Source organism: Solibacillus sp. R5-41, assembly GCF_002736105.1.
Lineage (GTDB): Bacteria > Bacillota > Bacilli > Bacillales_A > Planococcaceae > Solibacillus.
The window spans coordinates 763912-779218 of the sequence record NZ_CP024123.1; the positions used below are offsets into that span (position 1 = coordinate 763912).

Here is a 15307-nt window from a genome sequence, read left to right on the forward strand (position 1 = left end):
GGACATCTCTCATGGAAGCAATTTTTTTAGAATATGCATGGGTCTTACTTGTACTTGTATTTTTAGAAGGTTTACTTGCTGCTGATAATGCAGTTGTAATGGCTGTAATGGTAAAACATTTACCAAAAGAGCAGCAAAAAAAGGCACTATTTTACGGGTTATTTGGAGCATTCCTATTCCGCTTTGTTGCACTATTCCTAATTACGTTTTTAGCGAAGTATTGGGAAATTCAAGCGATAGGGGCAGCTTACTTACTGTTCATATCGATAAAGCATTTATATGATAATCACTTTAAGAAAGAGGAATCTGTTGAAGAAGGTGTGGAAAAAAAGGGCTCTGGCTTCTGGATGACCGTTTTAAAAGTAGAGCTTGCGGATATCGCATTTGCAATTGACTCTATGTTAGCTGCAGTAGCAATTGCCATCACGTTACCTCCTATTGGTGAGATGGAAATTGGCGGCATTAATGCAGGGCCGTTTGCTGTTATGTTCCTAGGCGGTTTCATCGGACTTGTCATTATGCGTTTTGCTGCACAAATGTTTGTGAAATTATTAAATGATTATCCGGCACTTGAAACAACCGCATTCTTAATTGTTGGATGGGTAGGGGTTAAGTTAGCGGTAATGGCTTTAGGTCACGAAAATTTAGCAATTATTGATCCACACTTCCCGCACTCTACTACTTGGAAAATCATTTTCTGGGTCGTATTACTGAGCCTAGCAATTGGCGGATATGTTGTCAGCGTGGTTAAAAATAAAAAGCAAGCGAACTAAGAGAAACGGAGCTTGTTGTAAAGGGCGAAAATGTTGTTAATTCAACATTTTCGCCTTTAATTGTTTTGAATATTTATCTAATAGATACGTAAGCTCAACACCAGAATCTGTTCTTGTAATCCATTCGTACTTGCCACATAGGCTTATCTTTGTACTTAGTCAGCTAAACAAGGCACACTTGATTAGAATCCATAATAGAAAAATTCCATCTGCAGAAGAATTTTTTTGACTTTACAAAGACAAGCATATATTTTGATAAAGACCCAATACTGAAAAGGTACTATCTTTTCTTTATTGAAAGAATTCATTATACTAAGAAAAAAAGTTCCAATTGAAAAGGAGGCTATTTAATGCCTTTAAAACAGCTCGTTTCGCGTAAAATTACGCCTTTCCAAATATTGCTTACATATTACTCTATTGCGATTTTCATTTCATTTTTACTATTGCGGATCCCAGGTGTACATTTAGAAGGGGTAGACGTCTCCTATATGGATAGTTTATTTACAGCTGTTAGTGCGGTAAGTGTAACGGGATTAACAACCGTAACTGTTGCAGAAACGTATAGTCATCTCGGATTGGCGATGATCCTTCTTATTTTACAATTTGGGGCTATCGGTATTATGTCGATTGGTACATTTATTTGGTTGCTTGTCGGGAAAAAAATCGGGATGCGTGAGCGTCAGTTAATAATGATTGACCACAATCAATATAATCTTTCTGGGGTAGTATTATTAATAAAAGAAATTGCAAAAATTTTACTATTAATTGAAGTAATTGGTGCCATTATCTTGTCAATACATTTTAAACATTATTTTGATACATGGGAAGAAGCTATAATTAATGGGGTCTTTGCCTCTATCTCCGCTACTACCAATGGTGGATTTGATATTACAGGGATGAGCCTGCAACCATTCCATCTCGATTATTTCGTGCAGTTTGTGACGATGATTTTAATCTTTTTAGGCGCGATTGGTTTCCCTGTATTAATAGAGGTCAAAACCTTTTTAATGAAGAGGGATCCTGCATTTCGATTTAGTTTATTTACAAAAATTACGACCTTCACGTATGGTGCATTATTTGTTATTGGTACAGTCGTTATATTCATTTTAGAGTCATTTCAATCGTTTAAAGGTATGGTTTGGCATGAAGCGCTCTTTTCTGCGATGTATCATTCCGTGTCGACTCGATCAGCCGGCTTAACTACTTATGACGTCCGAACATTTAGTGAGGCAACAGACTTGTTTATGAGCTTGCTTATGTTTATCGGGGCATCACCGAGTTCGGTAGGTGGCGGTATAAGGACGACTACCTTTGCAATTGTTATTTTATTTTTAATCTCTTATTCGCGAGGACAATCAAGTATTCAAATTTTTAAACGTGAAATTCATTTAATTGATGTTTTTCGTTCATTTGCGGTGTTAATTTTTGCGATATTTATGGTGCTTGGTGCCACAATGCTGTTACTTATTACCGAAAAGCATGCAACAATGACTGAAATTATTTTCGAAATTACATCCGCATTCGGAACATGTGGAATGTCACTAGGGATAACAGGGGATTTATCGACGTTTGGTAAGGTCGTTATTATGATACTAATGTTCATCGGACGTGTAGGATTAATTTCGTTCTTATATTCCCTTGGTGGAAAAACAAACAAAAAAAATTACCATTATCCGAAAGAGCGTGTCATTATTGGGTAGATTATCCGATACAGGAAATTGTTTTACAAACATAAAAAAATCCACCATTTTAACTTTTTGTTAAAGTGGTGGATTTTTCGTTATTAGTTAAACGTATAAAAATATGGTGTTTGTCCATTGCGGAAGTACGTGAACAAATAGCCTGTTTTTTTCGTTGGCTGTCCTAGTGTGTACGTTGCTAAATCAAAATGGAATGGCAAAATTAATGAGTGCTTAAATAAATCACGCTCACTGACCATCATCTCAGCAAAATCAGTGCCTACTACTGCTGGATTTTCTTTAATGCGTGTATAAACGGACTTCATTTCAACTTCTGTTAAACGATCATTCCACCACGATTTGCGCGGCTGGAATTGTTGTGCAAGTAAATAATCGTATTTCATTAAGCTAATAACAATGTTTAAATCAACATGATCGAGCGTTTGTAAAAATTCGATTAAACGGTTGAATAAATCCTCTAATTGATGACCGATACGTGACCAGCCCTTCGTTTCCCAATAAGTTCCGAAGCTTTGGAAGAAATCAAAAGGTGTTTCAAATACATGCGCCACTAGATATTCTATTGTATTGTCCATGCGATGGGCATTCCAATATTTTTCTAAAACATCTTCAGCGTGTTTAATACGGACAATATCATCAAATGTTAACACGTTGTTTGAGAATATTTCATACGGTGCAATATCAACATACGTATAACCGAATTTTTCAGCTTCAAGGCGTAAGCCAGTCCCACGTAATAGCTTTAAGAAACCGAGTTGTAGCTCTTCAGGACGCATTTTAAATACATCATTAAATGTTTTGCGGAAAGAAGCGTAATCTTCTTCTGGTAATCCTGCAATTAAATCTAAGTGTTGATCAATTTTTCCGCCTTCTTTGACCATCGTTACAGTACGTGTTAGCTTTTCGAAATTTTGGCGACGTTTTACTAAATCATTCGTCAAATCATTCGTTGATTGAACACCAATTTCAAAACGGAAAAGCCCTTTTGGTGCATTGTCATTCAAAAATTGAATCACTTCAGGACGCATAATATCTGCCGTAATTTCAAATTGGAAAACAACGCCTGGTTTATGCTCATCGATTAAAAATTGGAACATTTCCATTGCATAGCTGCGACTAATATTAAATGTACGGTCAACGAATTTAATCGTTCGCGCACCATTGTCCATTAAATAACGGATGTCTTCTTTAATTTTCTCACGGTTAAAGTAGCGAACGCCTACTTCAATAGAAGATAAGCAAAATTGACAGCTAAAAGGACAGCCTCGACTTGTTTCAATGTATTGGATTCGTTTTCCTAGATGCGGTAAATCCTCTTCAAAACGGAAAGGCGATGCCAATTCACGTAAGTCAATCTTAGGTGGTTGTGCGTGGATTTTCACTTTATTATCCACTAAATAACAAATTCCAGGAACTTCTTCTAAAGAAATTTCTTCATTAAAATAGTGTAATAATTTTTTGAAGGACAATTCACCTTCACCCATGATAATGAAATCAATTTCCGAATTCTTTCTTAACCAATCATGTACATCGTAGGAAACTTCAGGACCTCCGAGCACAATTTTAACATTTGGTAGTACAGTTTTGAGCATTTGGATGACTTCAATGGTTTCTTTTATATTCCAAATGTAACAGCTGAATCCGATAACGTCGGGTTTCATTTGAAATAAATCTGAAACGATATTAAAGGCAGGATCCTTAATGGTATATTCAGCCAATTCACAGTCAAACTCAGGGTGGGCGCTAGCTTTTAGGCAGCGAATTGCTAAATTTGTATGGATATATTTTGCATTTAATGTACTTAAAACTATTTTCATATTTATTATCTCCTCTTCATATATTCTATTGTAGCAGTCAATTAATAGGCAAACAATATGATAAATTATACCCATTTTATAATGTGGATTTTTATGGAATAATTAAAATTGGCTCATAAAATATTCTGAAAATTGAATTTTGTTAATTGTGGAGGTAATTTGAGACGTGAAAACTCATTTTGATCAATTGTTAGAGGAATTATTTCAGCAAGTGGATGAATTAGTTGTTGTTTTAAATCGTTCTAGGAAAATAGAGTTCATGAATACGAAAGCTGTAGAAGCTCTTCAGATATCGAGTGCTATATCAAGCTATTTACAACTAACAGATGAATCAATGACAGAATGGGCTCAATTTATCGAAAATTTACAGCATAATTCAAAAGCAACTTGTGTTATTACAATCATTAATCAAGAAAAAAGAGAAGTGACAATAGAATTAGTCGGTTATTTCATTAATGACAAGCAGCTTATTTTTGGAAGATTTACATTATGTCATGTAATGAAAACAGAACTTAAGGAAATTAACAATTTTGATAAGTTACAACATCTGATTAATTGTATTTCGAACGGGGTATTATTAACAAGTTTAAATGGCAAAATTGCCATAGCCAATGATATGGCTCTAGAGCTTCTAAAACGCGACCTTCGACAAATTGAAAATAGAAGTCATGATTGTTTATTTGAAGATTGTAGTTACGAATCGCACTTAATTTTTAATTATTATGATAAATTATCTAAAAAAGAAACGGCTGAGATTATTGTTAAAAAGTGTGATTCAAATGGACGCATTCGGTACATCCATTTCGAAAGTAAAATGGATGAAGTGTTAGGTATTTTACTTACTACCATTACAGACCAAAGTGAGAGAATTATGCTCTTAGAACAGGTCGAGCATCAAAAAACGTTGACGATTGTAGGACAAAATGTTGCAACAATTGCACATGAAATACGCAATCCTATGACGTCGATTCAAGGTTTCTTACAAATGATAAAAGTATACTCTGATGAAAAAAATCATGAGTATTTCAATATTGTCGAATCTGAATTACAACGGATGGACGACTTATTAAAGGATTTATTAGATTTCTCCAAGCCTAAAAAATTCGATTTAGCCTATGTGAATTTGAAAAATATTATGCATGAAGTCATTGATATTTTGCAACCGAAAGCGATTCTATCCAATACAATTATTGAATGTGAATACGATGATATCGGAGAACCTATTATATACGGAAATGAAAATCGCCTCAAGCAAATGATGATTAATTTAGTGAAAAATGCGCTTGAATCTGTAGATATAGGTGGGTATGTTCGAGTGTATCTTGGTTACAAATCAAAGGATTGCATCCAGCTCTCCGTTTCAGACCAGGGGCACGGGATGAGTAAAACGATGCTTGAAAATATTTTTGACCCTTTTTATACAACAAAGGAAAAAGGAACAGGATTAGGTCTGTTACTTGTGCAATCAGTGGTGGATGAGCATAGAGGGAAGGTCTCTGTTGAAAGTGAAGAGGGCAAAGGGACAATATTTATTGTTGATTTTGAACTTTCTGACAACAACTTTATAGATAACATCAGTTTATTTAATCAGTTTAATGATTCAATGGAGAAAACTTCGTAAGCTGATTTTATATAAAAAGGTGTTTTGACAAAGGTTTCATTTCATAGCTATAATAAGCATACTATATTAGAAATCGAGGAAGATTATTTATGGCATCAGATGAAATTAAACAGTCCTTAAAGCTATTTATCGTGCTTTCAAGAGTTCATAAAGCAATCAATGAATCAACTAATCAGTTTATTCAAAAACATGGTGTAAATCCCACGGAGTTTGCCGTGCTGGAACTACTTTATCATAAAGGACGTCAACCACTTCAACAAATTGGTAATAAAATTTTATTAGCGAGTGGGTCCATCACATATGTAGTGGATAAATTAGAGAAACGTGGTTATTTAGCTCGTATTTCGTGCCCGAGTGATCGTCGTGTGACATATGCAGAGATAACAGAGGCAGGGGCTGCTTTTATGGGTGAATTATTTCCAGAGCATGAACAAAAATTGCATGAATTATTAAGTGCCTTATCGAGTGATGAAAAGGCAACAGCAATCGAGCTACTCAAAAAGCTAGGCTTATCAATAAAAGACTTATCATATTAAAAAGGGATGGTTTTACACCATCCCTTTTTGAACTAATGTATTGTTAAGCCCATTTGTAAAAATGCATCGGTTAAATCTGCTTCTGGTGTGTCATAAATTGTCAGTTTGATTAATTTGCTTTCATGTTCGAATACAACGATTGTCACTTTGTCAGCTTCTAGAATGGTTTCATAGCCCACAGAGTGAAGTATCCCTTTTTGATTTTTTAATGTCTTTGTTAAATCAAGCTCATTATATTTTCCTTCTGGAGCGATTGCCGCTATTGTATCCATGGCACTTGTTTTTACATCCTCAAAAGAAGCTTCCGTTTTGTTTACGACTTCAATCCCCATCGATAAAGCATCATCCTCTTTAAAATAAAGCGAATCTTTACCAGGTTCTTCAGCAACTAACGCGTAACTATCTAAGTGTTGAATGCTGTAGCCGGATTGCTCACTTGAAGAAGTTTGCACTTCTTGCTCAACTTTTTGTCCATTAGATGTATAAGTAATAGTTGAATTTGTCGTTTCATCTGGTGACACTTCTGGTTGCGTATCTTCTGGCGTACTTGTTGGTTGCTGTGCAGTAGTTGTTTGAGAATCATCATATTTTTCTTCGGTATTTGTTGTATTTGGTTGTTGATCGGGAATTGGTGCCGATGTTTCTGGAACTTCCTTCGTATCTGTATTACACGCTACAAGTAGCATAGATAATATAATTACAGAACAAAAAATAGTCATGCCTTTTTTCATCGTAATTCCTCCTTCAGTAGTTTGATTGGTTAGTCTGCATTAATTGCTTCACTTGTCTTATTAAGTTAACGGTAAAACTAAAAATAATAATAAAACAAACACGACGTGTGAGACAATTATTAATGGTAAGCTTTTTTTCCATTCATATAATGTCCCCCAGATTAACCCCCCAACCATTGCTGCCATTGCACCAGGGATAAATCCGCTAATTGCTAATGATAATGAAAACAAAAGCGTTGTAACGAAGACGGCCCACATAGGTGAGGTAAATCGTTTTAACTGTTGCTGTACATAGCCTCTCCAAAACATTTCTTCTCCCGTTGCAATAATGAAAATCAACATAAGATAATGATAAATATTTTTAGGACCGTAAACCTCTAAAAATTTTGCGATTTCAGTTGAGAAATCGGCATTTATGAAAGGTAATAGTAGAGCGCCTAATTTCACTATGCCATAAATGATTGTGCCATATCCAATACCAAACAGTAAATATTGCCATGTCGGTAGTCGATCTTCAAATTTACTTGCAACTAAAGAAAGAGCAATCCCAACTAGTAGCGTAAAGGTATATAAATACCAAAAAATTGCTTTTTCATGAAAAGTGTAAAACATCATACTGAAAATAAAAACCAGAGCCAGAAGGAGTAAAATTGTTTGTTTATGATTTTTCATTTTGAACATGACCTCCTTAAACTATCGTATCAAAAAAATACCCTTTTAGCATCTTATCGATGCTAAAAAGGGTATTTTTTATCTTCATTTTTTAATCTTGAACATTTAAAATCTTATAACGTTTATGATTTACAACTGTTTTACCTTCCATTTCTAAATCATGGAAGTTCTCCATCATTGTAATATCGACTATTACAGAGTTTTCATTCACTTTTTCTACAATTCCTTTAAGACCATCTTTAAACTCGATAATATTTCCAACTTCAGCAATTCTCATTAGCAGTCAGCTCCTTCATCGACTAATAATTAACAGTTTGCTACAAAAATGTGCTTTCGTAAAGGCTTTTTTTTAATATTTTCATAATTTGGTTGCAATTTTGTTTTAATTTTTATTGTATTGTTTGATATATTGATGTGATGGATACAAATTAAGTAATTAATCAAAGTGAGGTAATTTTTATGGATGACTTAAAAAAAATGGTGGATCAACTTCGCAATGGAGAAGTTGAAACTATTCATATTAAAAAATCGCATTATTTACAATTTCGTGAACAACTAATAAAGGATGAACAATTTAAACAATTTCGTGGAGAAGCGAAACAAGGTGGCGACGTTATTTATACGTTTTTGAAAGAGCCTAGAGCATAAAAAATGTCGAAAAAAGAAAAATGAATTTTTTGAATGAGCAATGAAAAGGAAGTATAATTGTATAGAGTAATTAATCAGATAGGGGGTAGGAAATTGGACGACGCGATATTAATAGCACTCGAAGCTAAGCGGCAGTTAATGATAAAATCAGGCATTGAAAATGGGCTGCAAAGTATAGAAACCATTAATTTAAGTAAACAAGTCGACCGTCTAATTAATGCATTTGAAGAGCAACAACAACATGAAAATACACCTAATTCTTTTAGACAATCAAATTAAATAATAAATTACACAAAAAATTAAAATAAATGTTTAAAAAATAAATTGTAGGGAATATTAATTATGAACACAGCAACATTCTCATTTCCCCCTTTAGAGTAGTAGCGTAAATCGCGGCTACTCTCTTTTTTTGTGAAAAGAAAATGTTTGCATGATATGGTTGGGAGAAGAAAGTACATGATTTTTTTATTAAAACAACCCATAAAGCCCATAATAACCTTAAGCTTAATAGCAGACATGACACACGCTTACCTTCATCTGCATAAAATGCCAAAGTGAATTAAAATAACACCATTGTTAAGGTGGATAGAGGTAAATCGGGATGAAAAAAAACCTTATACTACTTATTACTTTTTGCTCTGTTATATTGGTGGGGTGTTTTGGCTATTTAGAAAAGGAAGAAGAGCGCACTAAAATCAATGAATTCGAGCAAACGAGTGAGGAACTAAAAAAGAAAGTTGTTCATTATGAAACGGATATGGGCCCAAAAAAGAGTCAAAATGAAGCAGTTGTCGTACAGCCTGTTGTTATTAAATTACTTGATCCAAACACGTCCACAGTAATCAAAACAATTAGGCCGACTGAGCTCGGGTACGAAAAGGATTTTACAGTTTACGTCAATGAAATCGAAAAGATCGTGAAGGAATTAGCGAGAGGTTCGTCAACTACTACTGGCTATGATCAGAAAATGGTGCTTGATAAAGAAGCGGACGACGGCAAAATTATAAAGGGCAGTCCTATGGTAATTTTAAAGGAAAGTGAATTAGTGGAAAAAATTTTGGCGGCATCTAGTAAAAATGCCACTATTGCATTACCTTTATATGTGACCGAAAGTAATTATAGTGCCGCTAATATTGAAAGCTTAGATGATGTAGTTATCGCTTCGTATACAACTTATTTTAAATCTTCTAATACAGGGAGAAATAAAAACATCGAGCTGTCGGCAAATGCGATTCATAACATTATTGTCGGAAGTGGAGATTATTTTTCGTTTAACTCGAATGTAGGTCCTAGAGATGAGGCAAATGGCTATCAACCTGCACCTGAAATTATTAATAAAAAGCTTGTAATGGGCATTGGTGGGGGGATTTGCCAAACATCTTCGACACTATTTAACGCGATTGATCAACTGCATATTGCCACGCTTGAAAGACATCATCATTCATTAGATATAGGCTATGTACCAAAAGGAAGAGATGCAACGGTTTCCTATGGCACATTGGATTACCGTTTTCAAAATATAAGCGGTGTCCCTTTTATAATAAAATCGATTTATCGTAATGGCTCGCTCACAGTAGAATTAAGAACATCAGAGGATTATATGGGGATGCTAAAAAAGAATCAATAACTTGATTCAGCAGAGCTCCTCCACTCCGATATGTGGGGATGAATAGAGGAACTTAAGCTAATAAGCGCCCCATCCTGTGGCAGCGCCAGAGAGACCAACATCGTGTTGACCCAAAGCCCCCTGCGGATGTCACATATTTTTAGTGAATTTTTTTGAGCAAGCTCAAAAAAAATCTGAACAAGAGTTATCCGAGGCGTAATTGATATTAAATAAGCAATCTGGAAGGTTTTATTTGGTTAATCAAATTGAACCTTCCCATAAACCCCGCCACCACCAACTGCAAAATATAGCTGCCCCGTTCTTGCTAAATCAATTCTTTCTGCAATTTTTTGTGGTACAACTGTCGCCAATTGAAGAACCGTTACTCGGTGTAGTATGTCCATCTCAGTACCAAATGCGGCGAGTAACTTTTCTATTATTTTTGGACCGATACCCGGTATGAAATCTAATGGTACTTGATGGATGTAGGGCGGTCTTTTTCGTTCTGTCGTATGATCGGAGGACAGCTCCTGTATGCGTTTCGCCACACCTTTAATAATTTGTTTACTCCCACAATTGAGACAGAGTTTCGCCTCATCCTGTACATGACTGCCACATTTAGCGCAAACAGTTTGATGATATTTTCCGAGTAAAGGATGTAACCCATAATTAGCGCTTATAGAGCGATTATCAATATTGTGCAATGCTTTTAACAACTCAACGAAATTTGCATCTGCTAAATATAGTTTTTGATATTCTCGCGCCATTTTACCAAGGGAGTGAGCGTCAGAATTGGTGACAAATGTATAATGTTTAAGTTCTTTTATTTTACTGACCATCTCGGTATCGGAACTAAGACCAAGTTCAACCGCATCAATCATTGCCGGATCAAATACTTCCGTTAAGCTTTGTCGCACCCCTTTCCCATATAAGCTTTTAAAAGGTGTAAACACATGTGCGGGGATGAACAAACCACCGAGTGCAGCTACTTGTTGCTGCAATGTTTTTGCATCACAATAAATACGCTGCGAGCTGAGATGTATATTTTTTACATGTTGACTCATCCAATCTGAAAAAGCCTTCATAACCGTAATTGTTGGGAAGTATGCTAACACATGAATCGGACCATGACAATTCGTATCGTAAATTTCAATTTCAGTGCCTAAAATAAGTGTTGTATTTTCATACCGCAGTCCACCGTCAGCAAGTGGTACAAGAGAACCTTGTGCTATCAATTGCGCCATTTCCTCTAATACGCCCGGTGAATGACAGTCGATAATTCCAATTAAATCGAGCCCCTTTTGTGAGCTGGCTGTTTGTAAAATATTCGTCAATGTTAATGTTTTACTACCCGTAATTTTTACTGCGCGTCCATTCAATGTGCGACCAATGTGAATATGCAAATCCGCATAATAGTTTTTTAACAAATTAACTTATCGCCACCTTTCTAAATTTAAGGATGTGTCAATAAACTTTAGTTATACGATGGAAGAATTCCTGTTTTTTTAGTTATTCTAAATGAGGATTTCCAGACCTGAAATTTGACAATTTCACAATTACCATTCCCATACCTGCACGAATTTATATGGCTATCCGTCTGCCCAATTAAATATTGGAATTGTATTGCGCATTGTCAGAAGTTGAAAAAATTCTATTGATAATGCAATGGAAAGAATGGTAGCATAAAGGTAATTAAAATATTTGCAGGGGGACGCGTATGCGTTGAGAAGGTTGAAACCTGACCCTTGGAACCTGTTCAGTTAATACTGGCGTAGGGAGCAAAGTACATAGCGATTAACACATTTCGCATTTTTTTTGTACATGAGCTCTCCTTTAAGGGGAGTTTTTTGTTTTTTTCGTGTTGGCCCAAAGCTCAGGAGTAATTGTTTTTCCAAGAAAATATTTTATTAGCGGGGGGACGCATCGGCGTTGAGAAGGTTAAAACCTGACCCTTAGAACCTGTTCAGTTAATACTGGCGTAGGGAGCAATGAGTAGGACGCTTCTTTGCTATACGCATTTAGGAGCGTTTTTTTTGTTCTTAAGCCTAACACAAGGAGGAAGAAAGATGACATTTTGTGATGAGGTAAGAAAAGAAACGGATTTATACTGGGAAGGAAGCTTTGAGCATCCATTTGTGAAAGGGCTTGTTGATGGCACGCTACCAATTGAAAAATTTAAATATTATATGATGCAAGACGCGTATTATTTAAAGCATTACACAAAAGTGCTAGCGATTGCAGCTTCGAAAGCGGAGCATAATGACGACATTTCGTATTATCTTGATATGGCACAATCTATTAACGAAGGAGAGCTTGAATTACACCGAACTGTGTTTGCAGAACTTGCTGTATCCGTAGAGGAGCTAAAAGCGTTCGAGCCTGCCCCAGCTGCTTATAATTATGTGAGCCACATGTATAATGCTGCACATAATGGAGATGTTGCAGAGGCTTTTGCAGCGATGTTCCCATGTCCGTGGTTATATCAGGAAATCGGTGAAAAATATAAAGATGCAAAACCGGGCGTTAAGCTATATGAGGATTGGATTGCGATGTATAGTGCAGACGATTTTAAAGCGACAATTGAAAAACAAAAAGCGATAATGGACCGCTATGTCAAGGAACAGCCTGAAAAAAGCGCCATTTTCAAAGCACATTTCGTGAAAAGCTGTTATTACGAATGGAAGTTTTGGGAAATGCCTTGGACATTAGAAAACTGGGAAAATGAGGTTGCTCAATATGACTATGTATAATATTCATAAAAAGAAACCGCTCGTCCACTGTATAACGAATTATGTTGTCGCAAATTTTACAGCGAATGGCTTGCTAGCAATAGGGGCATCTCCTGTCATGGCAGATGATAAGGATGAAGTGGCGGAAATGGTCGCAATGGCAGATGCATTGTTAATTAATATCGGGACAATAAATTCATGGACATTTGAGGCGATGTTGATTGCAGGAAAAAAAGCGAATGAATTAAATGTTCCGACTTTACTTGATCCTGTAGGGGTTGGTGCAACCGAATTCCGAAAAAAAATCGTTCAGCAATTGCTTGAGCAAATCCGTTTTGACGCAATCCGTTGTAATGTAGGGGAACTTGCCGCAATTGCTGGTGTGCAGTGGGAATCCAAAGGTGTCGACAGTGGAGAAGGAGACATGGATACTGTTGAAGTTGCAAAGCAAGTAGCAAAAAAATGGAATACAACGGTTATTGTAACGGGAAAAACAGACATTGTAACGGATGGTCATGTAGTGGAGCAAATTGCTGGTGGCGATGTACGGATGACTCAAATTACTGGTTCAGGCTGTTTATTGAGTGCCATTTGTAGTGCAGCACTATCTGTTGAAGGGGATAAAATAACAAATTTACAGCAAGTTTTACAGCAATATAAACAAATAGCGGCAGAGGCTAGTGGTGAAGCGCAATATATGGGATCGGTACAAGTGAGCGTATTAAATGGCCTTGAAAAATATTCATTGAGGGAACAGCTATGAATATTGTGATGACGATTGCAGGCTCGGATAGTAGTGGTGGGGCAGGTATACAGGCAGATTTAAAAACCTTTCAGGAGCTTGGTGTATACGGGACGACTGTTATTACTGCTTTAACTGCACAAAATACAATAGGAGTCTCTAATATTTTTCCCACGCCGCCTGGTTTTATTCAAGCTCAAATGGAGGCTGTATTTGCAGATTTGCCTGTAACCGCTCTAAAAACGGGGATGTTATTTTCAGCTGACATTATTGAAACGGTTGCGGAAGTTTTACAGAAAATGGACGTACAGCTTGTCGTTGATCCAGTTATGATTGCAAAGGGCGGGGCTAGTTTATTACAGCGGGAAGCGGTCGAAGCACTCAAAACAAAGTTATTACCTTTAGCAACTGTGCTGACACCTAATATTCCAGAGGCAGAAGTCATTACAGGAATGACGATTACAACTCCAACTGATATACAAGTGGCAGCACAGCAAATTTTACGACAAGGTGTGCAATGCGTTGTAATGAAGGGGGGCCATTTAGAAGGTACGGAAGCGGTAGATACCGTATTTTTCCAGGATGGCTCAACATTTTCCTTAAGTAGTAAGCGTATTCATACACGGCATACACATGGAACTGGTTGTACGTTTTCTGCGGCAGTAACTGCTTTTTTAGGGAAAGGCTATGCTGTGCGGGATGCAATTATTGAGGCGAAACGATTTATTCAGGCCGCCATTGAAAATCCTTTGAACATTGGAAATGGAAATGGACCGACCAATCATTTTGCCTATAAGCAAATATCATCGAAAGGTGAGGTACAGCTTGTTGAAACGACATGAATTAGATGTATATTTTATTATGGGAACGATCAATTGCAGCGGAGACCCACTCGTTATTTTAGAGAAAGCACTACAAGCAGGTATTACGATGTTTCAGCTGCGAGAAAAGGGTGATGGTGCATTAACTGGTACAGCGCTCGTGGAATTCGCCAAAAGCTGCCAGAAGTTATGCCGTCAATACAATGTACCGTTTATTATCAATGATCATGTTGAATTGGCGTTAGAAATTGATGCGGATGGTATACATATTGGTCAAGATGATACCGAGCTGGCACAAATTCGTACGCCTTTTCCAAACAAATGGATCGGTGTATCTGTGCATTCGATGGAAGAAATGGATTTCGCTGTAAAGGATGGTGCAGATTATGTCGGGATCGGACCCATTTTTGAAACGACCTCTAAACTCGATGCGAAAGATGCAGCAGGTGTTACGTTTTTAACACTAGCGAGAGAGGCATATCCATCCTATCCGATTGTTGCAATTGGGGGTATTACAACGAAGGATGTTTACGAAGTCCGAGCGGCAGGAGCTGACGGGGTAGCAGTTATTTCAGCTATTTGTCAGAGCGACGACATAAATGCGACGGTGAAAGCAATAAAAGATAATCCAGTTGGCCAATTCTTTAATTAAAGGATCTGCTATTGCTTATTGTTATTTTTATCAAACTAAGGAACGTATTCTCTTTGTCAATGGAATACGCTCCTTAGTTTTTTTGTGGTTAGTAAGTAATAAAAGCTCCTTTTTTGGAAGGACACTACATTTAACTAGCCGTTTGTTATCTAAATAGGTCTGTTGATTAGAATTGATTAATTGTTAATTGGGTTTCCATATATTTCAAAGTACCAGTTATTTTGTTAGAATAAGACCAACATGATTTTTATTGTAGTAA

The 15307-nt window shown here is 36.4% G+C and carries 16 protein-coding genes and 2 riboswitches; of the genes, 11 read left to right on the top strand and 5 right to left on the bottom strand.

Features of this window, described 5'->3' with window-relative positions:
- Positions 1-11 precede the first annotated feature (11 nt).
- Together CSE16_RS03455 and CSE16_RS03460 are read left to right on the top strand one after the other, a co-directional pair.
- Positions 12-773, top strand: a complete 762-nt coding sequence (locus tag CSE16_RS03455) for a TerC family protein (RefSeq protein ID WP_099422591.1) — start codon at positions 12-14, stop codon at positions 771-773.
- Between the two features lie 350 nt (positions 774-1123).
- Positions 1124-2473 (top strand): TrkH family potassium uptake protein, encoded by a 1350-nt coding sequence (locus tag CSE16_RS03460; RefSeq protein WP_099422592.1) that lies wholly within the window; start codon positions 1124-1126, stop codon positions 2471-2473.
- 83 nt (positions 2474-2556) lie between these two features.
- Here the strand turns inward: CSE16_RS03460 and CSE16_RS03465 are convergent, their stop codons facing one another.
- A complete protein-coding gene (locus tag CSE16_RS03465) occupies positions 2557-4290 on the bottom strand; it encodes a B12-binding domain-containing radical SAM protein (RefSeq protein WP_099422593.1) in 1734 nt (577 codons plus the stop codon).
- A 166-nt stretch (positions 4291-4456) separates the two neighbouring features.
- On the opposite strand from CSE16_RS03465, the gene CSE16_RS03470 reads away from it, so the two are divergent.
- Positions 4457-5911 (top strand): ATP-binding protein, encoded by a 1455-nt coding sequence (locus CSE16_RS03470; RefSeq protein WP_099422594.1) that lies wholly within the window; start codon positions 4457-4459, stop codon positions 5909-5911.
- 89 nt (positions 5912-6000) lie between these two features.
- Positions 6001-6447 (top strand): MarR family winged helix-turn-helix transcriptional regulator, encoded by a 447-nt coding sequence (locus tag CSE16_RS03475; RefSeq protein WP_099422595.1) that lies wholly within the window; start codon positions 6001-6003, stop codon positions 6445-6447.
- A gap of 32 nt (positions 6448-6479) precedes the next feature.
- Here the strand turns inward: CSE16_RS03475 and CSE16_RS03480 are convergent, their stop codons facing one another.
- The 3 genes from CSE16_RS03480 to CSE16_RS03490 all read right to left on the bottom strand — a co-directional run bounded on the left by CSE16_RS03480 (position 6480) and on the right by CSE16_RS03490 (position 8127).
- Positions 6480-7178: a chemotaxis protein gene (locus CSE16_RS03480; RefSeq protein WP_099422596.1), complete on the bottom strand. Its 699-nt coding sequence runs from the start codon at positions 7176-7178 to the stop codon at positions 6480-6482.
- Between the two features lie 60 nt (positions 7179-7238).
- Entirely contained in the window at positions 7239-7850 is a 612-nt protein-coding gene (locus CSE16_RS03485) for a CPBP family intramembrane glutamic endopeptidase (RefSeq protein ID WP_099422597.1), read from the bottom strand.
- A 91-nt stretch (positions 7851-7941) separates the two neighbouring features.
- On the bottom strand, positions 7942-8127 hold the full coding sequence (locus CSE16_RS03490) for a YkvS family protein (RefSeq protein ID WP_099422598.1): 186 nt from the start codon (positions 8125-8127) through the stop codon (positions 7942-7944).
- Positions 8128-8309: 182 nt separating this feature from the next.
- Here CSE16_RS03490 and CSE16_RS03495 point away from each other — a divergent pair, with 182 nt between their 5' ends.
- From CSE16_RS03495 to CSE16_RS03505, 3 genes are all read left to right on the top strand, one after another.
- Positions 8310-8498 (top strand): hypothetical protein, encoded by a 189-nt coding sequence (locus CSE16_RS03495; RefSeq protein WP_099422599.1) that lies wholly within the window; start codon positions 8310-8312, stop codon positions 8496-8498.
- Positions 8499-8591: 93 nt separating this feature from the next.
- Entirely contained in the window at positions 8592-8777 is a 186-nt protein-coding gene (locus CSE16_RS03500) for an aspartyl-phosphate phosphatase Spo0E family protein (RefSeq protein WP_253896162.1), read from the top strand.
- Positions 8778-9099: 322 nt separating this feature from the next.
- Positions 9100-10125: a VanW family protein gene (locus tag CSE16_RS03505; protein WP_099422600.1), complete on the top strand. Its 1026-nt coding sequence runs from the start codon at positions 9100-9102 to the stop codon at positions 10123-10125.
- A 236-nt stretch (positions 10126-10361) separates the two neighbouring features.
- Here CSE16_RS03505 and CSE16_RS03510 read toward each other — a convergent pair whose 3' ends face one another.
- Entirely contained in the window at positions 10362-11531 is a 1170-nt protein-coding gene (locus CSE16_RS03510; RefSeq protein ID WP_099422601.1) for an endonuclease Q family protein, read from the bottom strand.
- 268 nt (positions 11532-11799) lie between these two features.
- Positions 11800-11899: riboswitch (TPP riboswitch) on the top strand.
- 107 nt (positions 11900-12006) lie between these two features.
- A riboswitch (TPP riboswitch) is annotated at positions 12007-12106 on the top strand.
- 64 nt (positions 12107-12170) lie between these two features.
- Between CSE16_RS03510 and tenA the strand changes: the two genes are divergently transcribed.
- Genes tenA through thiE form a run of 4 tightly spaced genes read left to right on the top strand, consistent with a single transcriptional unit; the run spans position 12171 to position 15048 of the window.
- Entirely contained in the window at positions 12171-12854 is a 684-nt protein-coding gene (gene tenA, locus CSE16_RS03515) for a thiaminase II (RefSeq protein WP_099422602.1), read from the top strand.
- Positions 12841-13596, top strand: a complete 756-nt coding sequence (gene thiM / locus CSE16_RS03520; protein ID WP_099422603.1) for a hydroxyethylthiazole kinase — start codon at positions 12841-12843, stop codon at positions 13594-13596. The genes tenA and thiM overlap by 14 nt, the downstream gene beginning before the upstream one ends.
- Positions 13593-14417, top strand: coding sequence for a bifunctional hydroxymethylpyrimidine kinase/phosphomethylpyrimidine kinase (gene thiD / locus CSE16_RS03525; RefSeq protein ID WP_099422604.1), 825 nt, complete (start codon positions 13593-13595; stop codon positions 14415-14417). The genes thiM and thiD overlap by 4 nt, the downstream gene beginning before the upstream one ends.
- Entirely contained in the window at positions 14404-15048 is a 645-nt protein-coding gene (gene thiE / locus CSE16_RS03530) for a thiamine phosphate synthase (protein WP_305849719.1), read from the top strand. Before thiD ends, thiE begins: the two co-directional genes overlap by 14 nt.
- Positions 15049-15307: the final 259 nt, after the last annotated feature.

Bases quoted from the DNA above. Each gene is read 5' to 3' on its own strand.
- thiM (WP_099422603.1), top strand. From the start codon at position 12,841: ATGACTATGTATAATATTCATAAAAAGAAACCGCTCGTCCACTGTATA.
- CSE16_RS03490 (WP_099422598.1), bottom strand. From the start codon at position 8,127: ATGAGAATTGCTGAAGTTGGAAATATTATCGAGTTTAAAGATGGTCTT.
- CSE16_RS03480 (WP_099422596.1), bottom strand. From the start codon at position 7,178: ATGAAAAAAGGCATGACTATTTTTTGTTCTGTAATTATATTATCTATG.
- CSE16_RS03485 (WP_099422597.1), bottom strand. From the start codon at position 7,850: ATGAAAAATCATAAACAAACAATTTTACTCCTTCTGGCTCTGGTTTTT.
- CSE16_RS03505 (WP_099422600.1), top strand. From the start codon at position 9,100: ATGAAAAAAAACCTTATACTACTTATTACTTTTTGCTCTGTTATATTG.
- CSE16_RS03475 (WP_099422595.1), top strand. From the start codon at position 6,001: ATGGCATCAGATGAAATTAAACAGTCCTTAAAGCTATTTATCGTGCTT.
- thiD (WP_099422604.1), top strand. From the start codon at position 13,593: ATGAATATTGTGATGACGATTGCAGGCTCGGATAGTAGTGGTGGGGCA.
- tenA (WP_099422602.1), top strand. From the start codon at position 12,171: ATGACATTTTGTGATGAGGTAAGAAAAGAAACGGATTTATACTGGGAA.
- CSE16_RS03455 (WP_099422591.1), top strand. From the start codon at position 12: ATGGAAGCAATTTTTTTAGAATATGCATGGGTCTTACTTGTACTTGTA.
- CSE16_RS03465 (WP_099422593.1), bottom strand. From the start codon at position 4,290: ATGAAAATAGTTTTAAGTACATTAAATGCAAAATATATCCATACAAAT.
- CSE16_RS03460 (WP_099422592.1), top strand. From the start codon at position 1,124: ATGCCTTTAAAACAGCTCGTTTCGCGTAAAATTACGCCTTTCCAAATA.
- CSE16_RS03495 (WP_099422599.1), top strand. From the start codon at position 8,310: ATGGATGACTTAAAAAAAATGGTGGATCAACTTCGCAATGGAGAAGTT.